Genomic DNA, 18,271 nt, shown 5'->3' on the forward strand with positions numbered 1-18,271 from the left:
TGCCAGACAAATAATTTTTGTGCGTAGCCAGGCACTTTCAGGAGCATTGTAAGTGGTAAACGTAACTATGAAAAACAAAACCAAAAACCTTTTGAATGAACCCATTGCCATCATTGGGATGAATTGTCAATTTCCTGGGATTGATTCTGATATAGAAGATATTAGTGCCTTTTATGACATGCTGATGAAAGGGCAAACACCAATCAAAGATGTGCCTGAAAATCGCTGGAATATTGAAGAATACTATAGTGCTGACAGAAAAAAAGCAGATAAAATTATTAGCAAAAAAGGCGGTTTTTTAGATAACACCCATTTATTCGATGCTGCTTATTTTAAAATATCTTCTGCCGAAGCGAAGCAAATAGATCCCCAACAACGCCTTTTTCTCGAAGTGGCTATTCGAGCTTTAAATGATGCCAATATCCCACTAGACTCTTTAAAAGACTCTAACAGCGGAGTTTATTGCGGCATTTCCACACACGAATACAGCCAACTGAACTATAAAGACCATATCAAATTTAATGCCTACACACCCATTGGAATAGCGAACAGTGCTGCCGCTGGCAGGCTCTGCCATTTTTTGAATTTAAAAGGACCCAGCATGGCTGTTGATACAGCATGCTCTTCTTCGTTCACTGCACTCTATCTAGCGGCCACCGCATTGAGAAACCAGCAATGTGATATGGCAATTGTCGGAGGCGTCCATTTGAGTCTCTGTCCTGAAAGTTTTATCGGATTAACCAAAGCCAATATGCTGTCAGCGACAGGTCAATGCAGCAGCTTTGACAGTAAAGCAGACGGCTTTGTTCGTAGCGAAGGTTGCGGAGTAGTTATTGTTAAACGCTTAACTGACGCCATACGAGACAATAACAAAATCTATGCACTCATCAAAAGCATGGTTATTAATCAAAATGGCGATGGAACAGGCCTTGCAGCCCCCAGTACTAATGCCCAAATTGCCATGCACCAAGCCGCATTGGAACATGCCCATTTAACTGCAGGTGAAATTGATTACATTGAAACCCACGGAACAGGCACAACAGTAGGTGATCCCGTCGAATTTAATGCGATCCAAAGCATTCACCAGGGGCATCACTCTCCTCAAAAACCCTTGATAGTAGGGGCACTGAAAAGTAATATAGGCCATACTATTTCATCATCAGGCATTGCTTCTTTAATTAAAGTACTTTGCTCTTTGCAAAATGAAGCGATTCCCCCCAATTTACATTATTCAAACCCGAACAGCTTGATTGATCCTGAAAGTATCCCTGCGCTTCTACCCGTTGAAGCAATTCCTTTTCTCAAACTCAAAAATAAAAAAAGATATGTCCAGGTATCTAATTTCAGCTTTACAGGCACGAATGTAAGTGTCATTTTGGAAGAAGCGCCTGAGTTGGAATCACACGAGTCAAAGCAAGACGACAATGAACCAAAATGTTTTGTTGCCTCAGCCAATAGTGAACTCTCATTGAAACAATTGATGTCACGCTACGAACACTATTTGAAAAATTCTTCCTCAACCTTGGGCGATATATGCCATACCTTGATCAATTGTAGAGACCATTACAAATTTCGCTGCGCCATCATTGTAAACGATAAAAAAGAACTCATTAAAAAAATTGAATCGAAAGACTATGAAATAAAAAAGGTAGTTCTGCAAAACAATCCCAGAACGGTATTGAATGATGCCAAAGCCATTTACGAAGCTTACTTATCCGGCATTAATATCAGTACTGATGATAAAAATACTGCGTACAACAAAGTGGATTTACCGCTCTACTGTTTTGACAGAAAACCCTATTGGCATGAAGTCAGAAAACAAGTCAAGAATGATCATTGGCTGGATTCTTTATATCAACAACCAATAGAACAACAAGTCGCAATCATTAAAACAGAGCTCGCATCCCAAATCAAAGATCTTTTAAAGAAAGACAATATAGATCCGCATCAGGATTTGGAAACTTTAGGTTTAACTACCTCCTTATTGGAATCCCTGGATCAAATCTTCCAGGATATGTTTTCCCCCCGATATAAGGTGCCTTCTCTCCAATCCTTACGCTACTTAACCCTGGATAAACTGGCAAGACATTTACAAAAAATGATCATGCCGCCTGTCGTTTACCGACAACCGTCAATTAATGTACTCAATGTTGAACCTATTGCAATTATAGGTATGAGTTGTCGTTTCCCCAAAGCAGCCAATGTGGATGAATTCCTGTCTTTGCTGGAAAAAGGAGAAAGCGGCATGATCGATATCCCCTTAGAGCGCTGGGATAACGAAAAATTCTATGACTCGGACGTTGATGCCTTAGGAAAACTGTACATCAAGCAACTGGGCTTCATTGATCATGTCAACCATTTTGATGCGGAGTTTTTCAATATCAGCCCGCGTGAGGCTAAGCTCATGTCACCTCAATTGCGTGTTTTTATGGAAACCAGTTATCACGCACTTGAAGATGCCAATCTTTCTCTTGATGCGGTCAAAGACACTAATACAGGAGTTTTTGTCGGAGTGGGGACTAATGAATATCCCCGAGTTTTAGCTTATCAAGGCGTTACCTTAGAAGATTTGAATATTTACTTTGCGACGGGGAATGTTTTAAATGCGCTGGCCGGCCGTGTAGCCTATTCCTTTGACTTTCATGGCCCAATACAAGCAATAGATACCGCATGCTCATCCTCCATGACAGCCATACACAATGCCTGCCTGAGTCTGCAATCCGGTGACTGTAATATGGCTCTTGCTGGCGGTGTGAACATCATCCTTAGCCCTGATTCTAACATTACTCTTTCAAAAGCCAGAATGCTCTCACCTGACAGCCGTTGCAAAACCTTCAGTGAAGACGCTGATGGCTATGGCCGCAGCGAAGGGTGTGGTGTGGTGGTTTTAAAACGTTTAAGTGACGCCGTTAAAGACAACGATAATATTCTGGCAGTAATCAAAGGCACCTCCATCAACAGCGACGGTAAAAGTGGTGGTTTCACTGTACCTAATGGTGCTGCGCAAGAAGAAGTCATCCTAAGCGCATTGGCAAAAGCGAACCTGTCACCTGGTGATATTGATTTTGTCGAAGCCCATGGGACTGGCACGCCATTAGCTGATCCTATCGAAGTGAATACGCTGACCAAGATTTTTAGTGAGCATCACAACAAAGAAAACCCGCTTTATATCAGCTCAGTAAAAACCAATATTGGGCACTCGGAAAGCGCATCCGGTGTAGCCAGTGTTATCAAAACCGTTTTAAGCCTGAAAACCAAAACAATATTTAAGCATCTGAACTTCAAAAAGCTTAATCCTGCCATTCAATTAATTAATACAGTAATCCCTCTTGATAAAACCGATTGGACCAAGAAACAAGGCTTAAGGTGTGCCGGGGTTAGTTCTTTTGGTTTTAGTGGGGCTAATGCCCATGCCATCCTACAGGAAGCTCCTGAAGACAAAAAAGAAGCACGCACCCTTCCCGAAGAATCTCTGCTCGTTTTATCAGCAAAAAGCAAAACCTCTCTGGAGTTATTACTGGCCAGTTACCAAAACTATTTATCCAATACCCGGGAAGAATTTGCCGATATCTGCTACACAGCAGCAACTTGTCGCAGTCATTTTATGTATCGTGTAGCAATTAAAGCGCAAAATGCAGCCCAGGCGGCCAATATCATAAAAAGCAATGGATACACTATTTGCCATATCACCAAAGAAAAAGAATGGACTCAACAACCGGACACACTTGCAGAATTGCAAACAGCCTACCTGGATGGATTCCCCATCAACTGGTCTGAATTTTATCGCTCCCTTGGCCATCATTTTGCAAAAGTAAAATTACCCTTATACGAATTTGAACGTATAGAACATTGGTTTGGTGACAAAAACAAGTTGAAAGATGCACCTCTACCAAAGGACTGGTGTTTTCAAATCCAGTGGCAAAATGAACCATGTGATAAAAGCAATCGAAAGCTGAGAGGAAATAGATGGCTTTTAATTGGTCCCAGACATCTGGCTGATGGTTTCAAAGCTCAAGGCCTGGAAATTGTCTACGAAGATGAAGAGTATTCTCGAGACAAACTGGAAGGCATCATTTTTGCTGAAAGTTTGCATCTGGCACCACCTGACATAGAAGCTAATATTGATTTTCAAAAGAAAACCTTAAAAAAGCTGCTGAACTTAATTAAAGAACTTGATAACCAGTCAATTGATTTGCAATTGCTCATTCTTACCAGCAATGGAATTGCTGAACTGGCGAATGACAAACACCCTGTCAATATAAGCAATAGCCCTCTTATTGGTTTCTGCAAGACTCTCGCTTTAGAGCTGCCACAATTCAAAACCATTCTCATCGATATGGATAAAATCGAAGAGGACAAATACCGGACACAAGTGATAGAAGAAATCAATTATAACCATGGAAGCCGCTATGAACACATAGTAGCTTACCGTGGTGGGGAAAGGCTGGCTTCCCGTTTAAAAAAGACTCCGCTGGAAGATAGGCGACGACTATTGCATGGAGTGAAAGGACGCTATCTTATTGCTGGCGGCTGCGGTGGTTTGGGATTGGTAACTGCCCAATCCTTGCTTTCCTCTGGAGCAAGAGAATTAATTCTCACCTCAAGAAATATCGATAAACCAAGGATCAAGGAAGCCATTTATAAAATTAAGTCCCATTACCCTGGCGCCAACATCCGGGTTGTCAGTTTAGATATTACTGATAGGGAAAGTTTAAAAAATTTATTATCAGAGCTTAATGCCGATGGTCAGTTAAAAGGCATCATCCATGCCGCTGGTGCTGCGATTAAAGCGCCTTTGCTTGAACATCAGGATGAAGACGTTGATTATTTATTTTCAGCTAAAGTAAAAGGCGGATGGTATTTACATGAACTAAGTCTGGATTGCAACCTGGATTTCTTTGTTGTCTATTCTTCAGTTTCCTCCGTATTTGGAAGCAACAAAGAATCCGTTTATAGTGGAACGAACAGTTTCCTCGATGCCTTGATCGCAGAGCGTCAGCGTATGGGGTTACCTGGCACCGCTGTTCAGTGGGGACCTTGGGGTGAAGTAGGAATGGCCCAAAAACGCTCGCGTGATGAAGGACTAAAACAAGCGTTAATCAGTAATGCACAAGGCCATGTAATCATTAAATGTCTCATCAACGACGAATTCAAACACGCCACTATCATATCTCCAGAATACCTCAAATTTATGCTGGATTTTGTACCCAAGCCCCTACCTGGGTTTTATGGACAACTTGATGAGGAGCTTGAAAAAATACCACAACAACATCATCAAAGCCCGGCAAAAAATCTGTCTCCATGGCTTAATCAATATCTGGAAATTAGTGAAGAGGAGCGATTTAAAGCCTGTAAAGCAATGGTATCTGATATTTGCACAGGAATCCTTGAACTAACAGAAAATGAAGACTTAAACGAAGACGAAGGTTTTTTTGAGTTGGGTTTTGACTCGCTCATGATTACTGAATTGGCCAGTGAACTAAAGAAAAAGCTGGAACCATTCCTTAAAGTTACCGTGACCATTGGTTTTAATTATCCATCCATCAGTAAGCTTGCCAAATACATTGAATCAGAGCTTGATAAGAACTTGGTCAAGATACAAAGTCCAAAATCAACTCCCAAGCCGATTGATGATGGTATAGCAATTATAGGCATGAGTTGTTTATTGCCTAATGCGCCAGACATCGCTGCCTTTGAAAAACTGTTGGAAGAGGGATTAAGCGGTATCAAAGACATTCCAAATGACCGCTGGGATAATAACCAATATTACGATCCCGATATGGAAGCGCCTGGTAAGTCCTACGTTACTAAACTGGGATTAATCGAAAATATTAAATATTTTGACGCTGCATTTTTTGGTATTAGTCCCCGAGAAGCAAAATTGATGGAACCTCAGCAAAGAGTATTTCTTGAGTGTTGCTACAAAGCATTGGAAAATGCCAACTACCCTTCGGAATCTTTGCGTGGCAGCTTAACAGGCGTATTTGCAGGCGTAGGTCCCAATGAATATTATGCGCAACTGGAAAAATCAGGGTTTTCAAACGAAGAACTCAGCGCTTACTCCATCACTGGTAATGTACTCAATCTGATTCCAGGCCGAGTAGCCTACACTTTTGATTTTAAAGGCCCGTCAATCAGTGTTGACACGGCATGCTCTTCGTCGCTGGTCGCAATCCATTACGCCTGCCAAAGTTTAAAAAACAAGGAAATTGATTATGCTCTTGCGGGTGGGGTGAATATACTGCTTATGCCGGAATCTAATGTAACTTTGTGCAAGGCAAAGGCATTATCACCTGATGGCCAATGCAAAACCTTTGATGAAAGGGCTGATGGATACGTCAGAGGCGAGGGTTGCGGCGTAGTATTGCTTAAAAGACTCTCCGATGCCTTGCGGGATAACGATCACATCCTCGCCGTTATTAAAGGCTCAGCCGTAAATAACGATGGTAAAACAGCTGGATTAACCGTACCTAATGGTAAAAGCCAGGAAGAAGTCATGAAAAAAGCGCTTGGCCAGACTGAATTGTCGAGAACCGACATCAGTTATATTGAGGCTCATGGCACAGGAACCCCGTTAGGGGATCCCATTGAAGTGGATGCAATCAACAAAGTCTACGGTCATCAACGCAACAAAGAGAACCCCTTATACCTGGGTACTGTTAAAACCAATATTGGGCATCTTGAAAGTGCATCAGGCGTAGCTGGCGTTATAAAAACCGTTATCAGCCTGCAAAGGAAAACCATTTATAAGAATTTGAATTTTAATAAATTAAATCCCAACATCAAACTGGATGGTACTCAACTTGCTTTAGAAAAAACAAATTGGAAGACGAATACAAAACTCAATTACGCAGCGGTCAATGCATTTGGTTTTAGCGGCACGAATGCGCATGTTATCCTTGCGGAGTTTCCTAAAGAAGAAAAACCCAAAACCTCAAAACCCTCTCAAAAACATTTACTGGTTATTTCAGCCCACTCCAAAACGGCTTTAGATAATTTAACTCAGCGATACCAACAGTATTTAGAGACGACTGAACATCATTTTGGTGACATATGCTTTACCGCAGCGACTTGTCGAGATCATTATCATTACCGTTTGGCTTTAACCGCTGAGAATGCGATTGAAGCGAGTCGTATGCTGGGTGCAGGGCAATTTGCCTTGTCTTATCATGAAAATATTACACTGGACTTACAAAACGACAGAGCGCTTAATTCCCTGTTAATGGATTATCTGCAAGGAAAACCAGTTGATTGGAAATCCTACTATCAATCCCTTAAAGGAGAGTTTACAAAAGTTCTGCTGCCTAATTATACCTTTGACCGCAGCGAGTATTGGCTGGATAAAAAAAACAACGATAGCATGGCCACTCATAAAGGTGAGCAACACCCTCTTTTAGGGCAAATGCTTGCCATGCCAGGAAATGAATATCTGTTTCATCAGAAACTGGATTTGGAGAATTTGGCTTATATCAAACAACACAGTGTTTTTGAAAAAGTGATTTTTCCAGCAACAGCCTATATTGAATCGGGTTTGGCAGCAGCAAAATCCATATTTCAATCCAGCGCTTTTCAAATTGAAAAATTCAATATCGAACGTCCTCTACATCCTAAACAAGGTCAGGAGTTTCAATTACAAGTCAAACCTAAAATGGATGGACAATACAAAATCAATCTTTTCGCAAAACAAGAGAACGACTGGCAAACTTTCTGTGAAATGGAAATTCATGCCAAGCCGACAGCAGCCCGGGAATCTATCCATATTGACGTGCTTAAATCATCCTTTGGCGATAAAGTAGAGCTGTCGGACATATATGAGCAATTTCAGAAAAGCTCATTATTTTACGGTGATGAATTTCGTGTCCTGCAAGAGGGCTATGTTCGGACGAACAGTGTTTTGGCTAAAGTCACATTGACAAAGGCAAGCCAGGGCCAGGACTATTATTATCATCCTGTTCTGCTTGATGGTGCCATGCAAAGTATCTTGTTATTAAGTGTTAAAAATGACGAGAATAAAAATTTTAACGCCGAGAATGTTACCTACATACCCTATGCCTTCATCCGCATGACTGTATTTCAGGAAGCGCCACGAAGCCTATGGGTGCATTTAACTAAACAAAATACTGAAGATGCGAGCGATCTTTGCGTTAACATGAATTTATATGAGCAATCTGGTTTATTAATTGCTCAAATTGCAGGCCTTAAGTTGCGAAGAGTAACACGAAGTCATTTTGTTTCTTATGACGCTGCTTTAAACCACCTTTATTACACAGAATGGAGCCCCGTCCCATTAAAAACCTTACCCCAACAAAAAATCCCTGACTTCTTGGCCATTACAAAAAATCCTGGCAAAGCTAAAGAAATATTGGATGGCCTTAATTATCACCTGGTTGAAAGGATCGATGACTGCACAAATATCGAGAACAGCAACATAGTATTCCTTTATGAACAAGGACAGTTTCATGATCTTTTTCATTGCTGCCAGATCTTATTTCGATTGCGTCCCAAGCGCTTTATACTGGTTACGGAACATGCTTATGCCATTCAAGACCATGATCAGGTCAATCCTTATCACACAATGGCCTGTTCTTTTTGGAAAAGCTTTAGAAATGAATATGAGCCCAATAAAAATTATACCATTGATTTAGACTCCAATAGTCGCTTGGCTACGGCGTTAATGTATTTATTTAATACAGACACCCATGACACTCAAATAGCAGTCAGAGAATCTCTTTACTTACCCAGGCTAAAGAAAAAGCAATTGGTCAGTAACTCTGCCTCGGAGAGATTAATTGACGGCAATGCCACTTATCTTATTACAGGCGGTACTGGAGGATTAGCCAAACTCTTGATGGAATACCTCATGAGGCGCGGTGCCAGGCACATTGCCATTACCAGCCGCGCCCACTATCCGGATGACATTAAGGCATTAATAGATAAGGCCAAACAAAATCAGATTGATATCAAACATTACATGGTTGATGCCGGAAATTATCAGAAAATGGAGCAAGTGATTGGAGAAATACAACAGAGCCCCAACCCATTGAAAGGCGTATTTCATTTGGCAGGTTTGATACAAGATGGGCTCATCGTCAATTTGAATGATGAAGCGATGCAAAAAGTAATCAGTGCAAAGATGGATGGCGCTTTAATTTTACATCAATTAACCCAAAATATCCCATTAGAATGGTTCGTCATGTTTTCTTCATCCGCTTCCTTGTTAGGTGCCAGGGGTCAGGCAAACTATGCCGCAGCTAATGGGTTTTTAGATGGTTTAGCCCATTTAAGGCGCCAACAGGGCTTACCAGCAATTTCTATCAACTGGGGACCTTTCCATACCACAGGAATGGCAGCCAATTTGACTCATACTCTACAGCATTATGGTTTTTTACCATTGGATAAGGACAACATTGATATTCTTGATGTGCTCTTGCCTAGTCAATTGCCTCAAATTTCACCTTGCCCTATGAATTGGGATGTTTACTGCAAACATACACCGAAACAAACGGAATTATCCGCGCTGGTTAAGGCGAAACCACTACCTGATCAGTCTTTTTTGAATGCACTTCGACAACATTCCAAAGAAGAAAGCATCTCAATATTGTCACAAGCATTACGAGAAATTGCAGCGGATGTCCTGGCTTTGGATGACAGCGAACACATTTCTAACCACCAAGATTTGTTTTCAACGGGTCTGGATTCACTGATGTCAATGGATATCAGAAATCGCATTTATGACAAATTACAATGCCAAACACTAAGCTTACCGATTGAATATTTTATTAATACTCCTACCATTAATAAAATCGCCAGACATATTTCTGATGAATTAGACCATGTTTTTGATAGTCACTCTGACTACCACCCTACTGAAAATCCGTCAGAAAGGGAAATTGCATTATGTGATTTTCAATATGTATTCTGGGTGCTTAACAAACTGGATTACCATTTTAATATCGGTACACAAATACAATTACACGGCCGAATCAATAAAGATTATGTCCAACGGGCTTTTGAATTTGTTGTGAATCAAAACAGTGTCTTCTGGATCCATTTTAATAAGGATAAACCAACCCAAAAATTGCATAAAGTTGGACAATTTGAATTAATTTACCAGGATATTTCTCTGAATCATGAAACTAAGGCGCTGAATCACGAATTCCAAAACAATATATTGCGCGCTATTCCACTCACCAAACAACCATTGATTAGAGTGTATTTGTATAAGATTAATAATGAATTGCATGAATTACACATCGTAATACCCCATATTATTGTTGATGACGCATCATGCGAAATGGTTTTTTGTCAATTTAAAAACAATTATGAAAAACTAACTCTTGGGAAAGAATTAGTATCCAACCCAGAAAAAGGCTCTTATTTTAATTATGTGAAACAAAATAATAATCACTATCAAAAAAACCTGAAAAATAAAATTGATTTTTGGCAAAACTATAATAAAGGCTTTAAAATGCTGAGTTTCGGCAATAGATATCATTTATCCGATACCTCAAAACAAACAAAGCACTTATTTCATTACCCTATTGATCCTCAACACGCCGAACAATTTATAAATTGGCATAAAACCCAAAATATCAATGTCAGTACTGGATTGATTGCCGCATGCCAAATTGTTTTCTACAAACTAAGCCGCCAAAATAAAATACCGATCATTTTAATTCACAGTGGTAGAGAAGGTGGGGAATATAAATCAACCCTGGGTTTGTTCTCGGAATATAAAAGGATAAATCTTACCTTAAATGAGAATAGCCAATTTATTGATTGTATTCATTCAATTGAAGAGCAACTCTTAAAAACAGCCCCCTATCAAAAATGTTCTCATCTCATCAAAGACAGTGGCTTGAAAGGTTCGAGCTTATCCTTTGGTCAATATTTGACTTTGGCGTTAAATAAGATGTTTATGCTGAAACACTTTAAAGAAAGTAAGCTCCATTCCATTATCATTGACTATTACCTGAAATATTTAAGTCGCCTGCTATCCTTCAAAAAAAACATTTCAATGAAACAACGACTAAATCAACTATTTAAATTGGATATGTCATTGCAAAAACCGGAAAGATTAAGAGTTCTCGTCAGCGTAACCCCCAGCTTTTTTACCAAAGAACGCCCTGATATGAGTTTTGCTAATCTTGATTACAGCTATCCTAATCATTTTGGATGTATGGATAGGCCGATAGGAAATCGAACGCTTTGGATTTATTTCTCCAAAAATCAGGATGGTGAATATCAAATTTCCATTAATGCGCCATTAACAATAGAATGTAAAAATAAAATCGGAAGTGGTCTTGGCCAGTTTATTACAACTTTTGTAGAGAATAATAATTGTAATATTGCTGAATTAATTCAAGCAATGGAGGATTCCTCCATTGCTTCCTGATTTTACTGAGCCTGGTTAACCGTAGTATTATTATTTTTTATTTGTTTAGGGTTTGATGATGAAGGCTGAGTTGAAACTTTGGGTACCACAATATCCGTTCCAAATTTGCCTTTTATCTTGACCTCACCTGGCTGCAATACAGCAGATTGGCCATTGGCTCTACGACAACGCTGGGTATGACATTTCATCTTACAAACTCCCTGGACACATCCATAGCATCCCCAGTTATCCCAACAGCAAGCCCAATTGCCTTCGATTGTTGAGGTAAAAGTTCCCCCTGCCAACTGGCAGACATCTTTCATTTCAGCATTCGATGCCCCCGTATTCGGCGCAGCATAAACATGAATTGATACAAAACTAAAAAGAAAGAGGAAAAGCACCCCTGCCATCCTTAAAGATTTCATGATTCACCTCCTTGGAATCGTACTATCAGCACCTGCGAAAAAACCCAATTTCTTTGTTAAAAATTGCTTTCAATTTGTTCATTTAGCTTATCTAAACTCCCTCATTAAAAACATTTTTTGCCTTGACCTTGGGGCTTTTCGTAAGCCCTAACTATTTAATTATGGCAAAACCTCATAATTGTTCAAGTTTTAAACAAAAAGAGGTCTTGAAACACTGAAAAGCATCCACTCAGGTTACTTCATTTTTTCTATGCCAAATACTGAATAGAATACAAAAAACCAAAGTTGCCATAACAATACCCAGAGCAATGAAAATCGGTATCTTAAACCAAGGTGCGATAAGCATCTTAAAGCCCACGAATACTAAAATAAAAGCAAGCCCATATTTGAGAAAATAAAATCGTTTGTGCATATTCACAAGCAGAAAATATAAAGCGCGTAATCCTAAAATTGCAAATATATTAGAAGTGAATACAATAAAAGGATCATTGGTTATGGCAAAAATCGCTGGAATGCTATCCACAGCGAAAATCAGATCACTGATTTCAATAAGAACCAACACCATAAAAAGAGGCGTTACGTAGACAAGTTGATTTTTCCTGAGAAAAAATCGCTCACCATGTAACTCCTGGGTAATTCGCAAATGGCTTCGCATCCAATGTAGTATGGGGTTTTTTGCGAGCTCTGGTTTCTTATCAGCAAAAATGAACATCTTGATTCCCGTTATCATCAGAAAAAATCCAAAAATATAAAGAATCCAATGAAATTGATTCACTATCCATATCCCTAATAAAATAAGAATCAGACGCATAACGATGGCACCTATCACACCATAGATTAGAACACGATGTTGATATTTAGCCGGTATTGCAAAATACTCAAAGAGAATAAGAAAAACAAAAATATTATCAAACGATAAAGACTTCTCTATCAGATAACCCGTAAAAAATTCAAGGGCTTTTTCATTGGCCACTGAAAAAGTAAAATTCTCAACAAGATACCACCATAGAAGAAAGTTGAAAATAATAGCCAGAGTGAACCACAATATGGTCCAGGATAAAGCTTCTTTTGTGGAAACGCGATGAGCTTTTCCTCCCCCAAACACAAACAAATCAACAAACAGCATAATGAGCACAAATGCTAAAAAACCTAACCACATCCACCATTCACTGATTGAAGTCATTAATTTCTACCATGTCTTTTCTATGGTTTTTATACCACATTGATATGTTTTCATTATAGTCATAGTATTAGAAATTATGCGCTTCAAAAAATATTTATATTCATTTGAAAAAACCTAGGAAGGAGGAGGAGAAGAAGGATCCAAAGTAGCGATCAATTGAATAACCCCAAACTCACCATTGGTTTTCCTGCCTACAGTTAATTGAATATTCAGTAATTGAGAAACTCGCATGGTATCGTTTTTATAAGTGACTTTTAAGGGCAATGCTATAATCCAATGGTTCTCTCTGGTTTCAATGAACTCTGCTACCCCATTAACTTCACTAGTCATAGTGAGTCTTTGCATTTTAATTGCCTCGATATTCCCTGATTTCATCATGGCAGAATTAAACTCAATCCATCCGTTTTCTGTATAACATGATTGTAATTTATTTAGCTGCGACTCAATAGAAGTAAAATCAAAAGCAAAAGATTGTGTTGCGGCGTGTTCAGCCCATTGTAAAATAATATTTTTATCTGTTTTTATAGTTTCTTCAGGGATTTTATAGTGACAAGAAACCGTTTCTTTTGGCTTTGATTGCTCCGGTTGTTTGAGTTGAATGTTTTGAGAGCCGAGGAACAATTGAGGTGATAGCTGAAGAGAAGATGAGGCCAGTATCGATTTTAAAGATTGTAACACCCTGTTAGAGTCAAGGCTCTTATTCTTTACCGTCAAGTGATTTATCATCTTTTGATCTAAAGCTAAATTAACATCAAGGCGTTGAGTGATTCTCTCATCGTCTTTTTGATAAACAATTTTTATAGGTAATTTAATATCCCATTGATTTTCTTTAACCTCTATAAACTGGGGCTCTCCTTCTATCTGAGCACTTAAAATCGGCTTTTGCTTATTGATTGCCTCAATATTATCTGATTTATCTCTTATGGATTGTTGATATTGAGAAAAAGCACGCCATAAGGGCAAGGGATTAATTCGAGTAATCAATGAATTAAGTTGTAATTTAGAAGAATGCAAACCGATCTGGCTTAACCAGTTTGGATAGAGTTTTCGACTTTTGTTGCCAAAATCACTCAGAGTGCTTTTGTTAGAATCAGAATCGTTAACAAGGGATTTCTGTTGGGATAAAGCAAGATATGGAGTTTTTGCAGATTCAGGCATATCAAATGATTGCATTCTCACAAGATTATGAGTGGGATTTAAGTTTGGCATTGGTTGAATAATTGCCGCTCTTTGCGAAGCCCTGTTACTCAAAGCAAGATTTCCTTTAGAACATTCTCCATGATTTGAAAATAAAAACACAAAAAAAGAATCTGTTATTTTTCTTGCACTATCTAAACTGGCCTTTTTTCTCTCAGCCAGTATTATGCCCATACTTTTAATTACCTCATCAGCTGGCGTCACCTTCTGAGCTAGTGGCGCCAGACGAGGAATAGCAATCATTTGCATAATCCCCAAACTATCTTTATTTTTCCAGCCTATGGTCAGATAGGCATTAAGAAAATGTGTCACTCTTTTTTTATCATTCTCATAAACAACTTTTAAGGGCAATATAATTTTCCATCGATTATCCAAAGCCTCTATTATTTGAGCCTCCCCATCTTTATAGCCCTTTACTTTTAATTTTTCTGCTTTAATGGTTTCTATATTATTTGATTTATGTAAAGCATTTTGCATTTGCCCCCACCCCTTTTCAGTATAGCAAGAGTGCAATTGATTTAATTGGTCCTCAATAGACGAAAAATTGAAATTAAAAGACAGAATAGCCGCATATTCAGCCCAATTTAAAATGATATTCGAATCAATATGAGAAATTTCAGGTGAGATTTTATAATCACAATCAATAACATTGTGATAGACAATACCCTTTTTTTCAATGGATTCGGTTCGCTTTGCAATATCTCTGCTAACAGCATCCTGAGAGTAGGCTTTCATACTCAATAAAATAAGAAATACACCATAGAAGAGATGTTTTGGCATAAAAAGATTCCTTATTCTGTATCTACAAATCCCTTACGAACGTGAAAATTTATCGGATAATTTAATTTATTCTACTGTTTAATAGTTTGGAGGTAACTAGTTAATTTTTCAAATATTTTACTATTCTAATTTCGACCTATGGAAAGAATTGCTATTCAGCACATGTTTTCTTTTTAGACTATAAAAATCTGTCATTTTTCTACTTGAAATTTTATTAATTGACCCTATTTAAACATACAACTACATAGGGTTTTACACTTCAATTGTGAGACGTGGAGCAGCCAGTAGGGTGCTCGGTTAATATTAATCTTGGCCTCAAAGTTAAGGAGATATATTATGAACACTACCTCATTATCACTAACCCCGTTACTACGGCATTCCGTTGGTTTTGAACGATTCAATGATTTGTTTGAATCGATGCGAAATGCCGATGATTCAACCTATGCCTATCCGGCCTATGACATTGAGAAACATGGAGAAGACAGTTATACGATCACAATGGCTGTCCCAGGATTTCAGGAGAGTGATCTGAACATCATGGTACAAAATGATCAGTTAACGGTTAGTGGCCGCATTCAAGAAAAAGAAACCAAGGAGTCTGAATACTTACACCGCAGCATTGTGACGCGTGCTTTTGAACAAACCTTTCGACTTGCAGATCACATGCAAGTAACAGGCGCTGAAATAAAAAATGGGCTATTGTCTATTGGCTTGATTCGTGAAATACCGGAAGAAGCGAAACCACGCATCATTCCAATCAAGAGTATTTCTGATCAAGAAAGCAATAAAAAAGGCAAAACCCTCGAACCGGAAAGCAAGAAAAAAATTTCCAATTAAAATAATGTGCCGGGGGATATGGAAAATCCGGCACGGATTTTAGATAGAATAGCCAGATTTCGCCTGGCAATGATTAATTTGATGTTAACCAGATAAGTCTAATAATAGCAATAACTCAATTGACTTAACCCAGATTTAATGGAGGTTACGACTATGGACATTAAAAAACTTGCTCCCTGGAATTGGTTTAAAGAGGAAGAAGCTCAAAATAAGAGCGTACCGCTTAGTACCACTGGACAAAGCTGCATTTCTCCTCTGAGCCAACTGCATCAAGAAATAGATAGAATATTTGATAATGTCTTAAGAAGCGTTGGGATTTCTAATCTGGATATAGAAAAAACACCCTCTAACTCAGCCCAAAATCTGTTGCTTAAACCCTGTATCGATATTGCAGCAACTGATAAGGAATATACCATCACAGTAGAAGTGCCTGGCGTGGAAGAAGATCATATTAAGTTGGAATTAAGCGATAACACATTGATCATCAAGGGCGAAAAAAAACATGAGTCAGAAAAAAAAGACAAAGACATCTATAGAATCGAACGCGCTTATGGCTCATTTCAACGCGTGTTATCACTTCCAGAAGACGCTAATCAAGAAGACATCAAAGCTCAGATAAAAAATGGGGTTCTCACCATTACAATGCCACGTAAGGAGGTATCCAAACCCAAAGGTAAATTAATAGACATTAAAAAAGCAAGCTGATTTATTGCCAGAAATCTATGAGCAATGTGCCCATATAAGTATCCTCTTTAATTCAATAGAAAGAGGGGGCCAAGGGAAAAGTTAGAGTTGGATAAAAATCTACTCTGACCTCAGAGGTTTCTGTACATCTTTGCAACTTATTAAATTAAAATGATATTTTACTATAAAATTATAAGATAAACTGTATTTTTATTTAAGAAAAGCACTTTTTCTTTCCTGGAGTTCAAGCGGATAACTAAATACGAGGCCATTATGAAGCATGGTTTATTTGCTCATCTCAAACACGACTTACCAGCATCCATTGTTGTTTTTTTTGTGGCTTTACCTTTGTGTCTGGGCATAGCATTAGCTTCACATGTTCCTCTTTTTTCAGGAATTATTGCTGGTGTTATTGGTGGAGTAGTCGTAGGGTTTATCAGCGGCTCAGCGCTTGGAGTGAGCGGGCCAGCAGCAGGACTTGTAGCAATAGTCATTTCCTCTGTAGAGACATTAGGCAGCTGGGAAGCTTTTTTGTTAGCTGGGGTAATTGCTGGAATATTGCAATTAATTGCAGGTTTTCTGCGAGGTGGAATTATTGCTTACTATTTTCCCTCCTCCGTAATCAAAGGCATGCTCACGGGAATCGGTATTATTATTGTTTTAAAACAAATTCCTCATTTATTAGGGCACGACGTCACGCCACTTCTATTGAGTATGTCGGATGGTGAATTGGATATTAATGACATCAGAGAAGCATTGGATGATATTAATCCTGAGGTTGTTATTATCAGCATTGTTTCTCTTTTAACCCTGATTTTTTGGGAGAAGCTGGTAAAAAAACACAAACTGTTTGAAATGATACAAGGCCCCCTTGTCGTGGTCATCCTGGGAATTGCTTTGAACTTGTTTTATGAACACCGATTAACCAGTTTTTCCCTTGATCCATCGGAACTGGTTCAACTGCCGAAATTTAACAAAGCATCCGAATTATTTAATTATTTAACACTGCCAGATTTTTCGCTAATTACTCATTTGAAAATATACAAAATAGCAATCCTCATTGCCCTAATCGCCAGTTTGGAAACACTGCTCTGCGTAGAAGCCGTTGATAAACTGGATCCCTACAAGAGAGTAACGTCTACAGACCGTGAATTAAAAGCCCAGGGAGTAGGAAATATTCTCTCTTGCTTGATTGGCGGACTACCGATTACACAGGTTATTGTGCGTAGTAGTGCCAATGTCGCTTTTGGAGCAAAATCCAAGCTGTCCGCTATTTTACATGGCTTATTACTTTTTATTTGTGTCATCAGCATACCAGAAATACTCAATGAAATTCCACTTGCATCATTAGCTAGTATTTTGATTATTATAGGCTATAAGTTAGCCAAGCCGGCTTTATTCAAACAAATGTATAAAATGGGATGGGAACAGTTTGTACCCTTTATGATTACAATTATTGGGATTATTTTTAGCGATTTACTTTTCGGAATTACACTAGGATTTTCACTAGCTATTTTTATTATCTTGCGACATCACTTTCTTAATTCACATGATATGATTAAAACCCGTGGCAAAAACAAAACCCAATACTGCCTTAAACTGGCAGAAGAGGTAACTTTTTTAAACAAAGGAAGTATAATCAACGAATTAAAAAATATACCAGAAGGTGCCGAGGTAGTTATTGATGGGTCTCGCTCTAAAATTATTGATCATGATATTAAAGAAGTCATTCAAAATTTCATATTGAATTCAAAAACCAAAAATATTCAAGTTAAATTAATAGGAATTTAA

Annotated in this window: 7 protein-coding genes; 4 read left to right on the plus strand and 3 right to left on the minus strand. The window is 38.5% G+C overall.

All coding sequences use genetic code 11. The features are described from left to right. Window positions 1-52 precede the first annotated feature (52 nt). Window positions 53-11,395 (plus strand): SDR family NAD(P)-dependent oxidoreductase, encoded by an 11,343-nt coding sequence (locus LPG_RS10980; protein ID WP_010947895.1) that lies wholly within the window; start codon window positions 53-55, stop codon window positions 11,393-11,395. Between the two features lie 2 nt (window positions 11,396-11,397). On the opposite strand, the gene LPG_RS10985 is transcribed toward LPG_RS10980, so the two are convergent. The 3 genes from LPG_RS10985 to LPG_RS10995 form a co-directional block, all read right to left on the minus strand. Beyond that, window positions 11,398-11,799, minus strand: coding sequence for a hypothetical protein (locus LPG_RS10985; RefSeq protein ID WP_010947896.1), 402 nt, complete (start codon window positions 11,797-11,799; stop codon window positions 11,398-11,400). A 229-nt stretch (window positions 11,800-12,028) separates the two neighbouring features. Further along, complete coding sequence (locus tag LPG_RS10990) at window positions 12,029-12,982, minus strand: TerC family protein (RefSeq protein WP_010947898.1); 954 nt, start codon at window positions 12,980-12,982, stop codon at window positions 12,029-12,031. 114 nt (window positions 12,983-13,096) lie between these two features. Further along, window positions 13,097-14,959: a DotI/IcmL family type IV secretion protein gene (locus LPG_RS10995; RefSeq protein ID WP_010947899.1), complete on the minus strand. Its 1,863-nt coding sequence runs from the start codon at window positions 14,957-14,959 to the stop codon at window positions 13,097-13,099. 336 nt (window positions 14,960-15,295) lie between these two features. Here LPG_RS10995 and LPG_RS11000 point away from each other — a divergent pair, with 336 nt between their 5' ends. The 3 genes from LPG_RS11000 to LPG_RS11010 all read left to right on the plus strand — a co-directional run bounded on the left by LPG_RS11000 (window position 15,296) and on the right by LPG_RS11010 (window position 18,271). Next, window positions 15,296-15,796, plus strand: coding sequence for an Hsp20 family protein (locus tag LPG_RS11000; RefSeq protein ID WP_015444188.1), 501 nt, complete (start codon window positions 15,296-15,298; stop codon window positions 15,794-15,796). Window positions 15,797-15,949: 153 nt separating this feature from the next. Next, window positions 15,950-16,501: an Hsp20/alpha crystallin family protein gene (locus LPG_RS11005; protein ID WP_015444187.1), complete on the plus strand. Its 552-nt coding sequence runs from the start codon at window positions 15,950-15,952 to the stop codon at window positions 16,499-16,501. A 252-nt stretch (window positions 16,502-16,753) separates the two neighbouring features. Beyond that, the gene (locus LPG_RS11010; RefSeq protein WP_015444186.1) at window positions 16,754-18,271 is read left to right on the plus strand and encodes a SulP family inorganic anion transporter; all 1,518 of its coding nucleotides are present in this window, start codon (window positions 16,754-16,756) and stop codon (window positions 18,269-18,271) included.

This window comes from Legionella pneumophila subsp. pneumophila str. Philadelphia 1 (assembly GCF_000008485.1).
Classification (GTDB): domain Bacteria; phylum Pseudomonadota; class Gammaproteobacteria; order Legionellales; family Legionellaceae; genus Legionella; species Legionella pneumophila.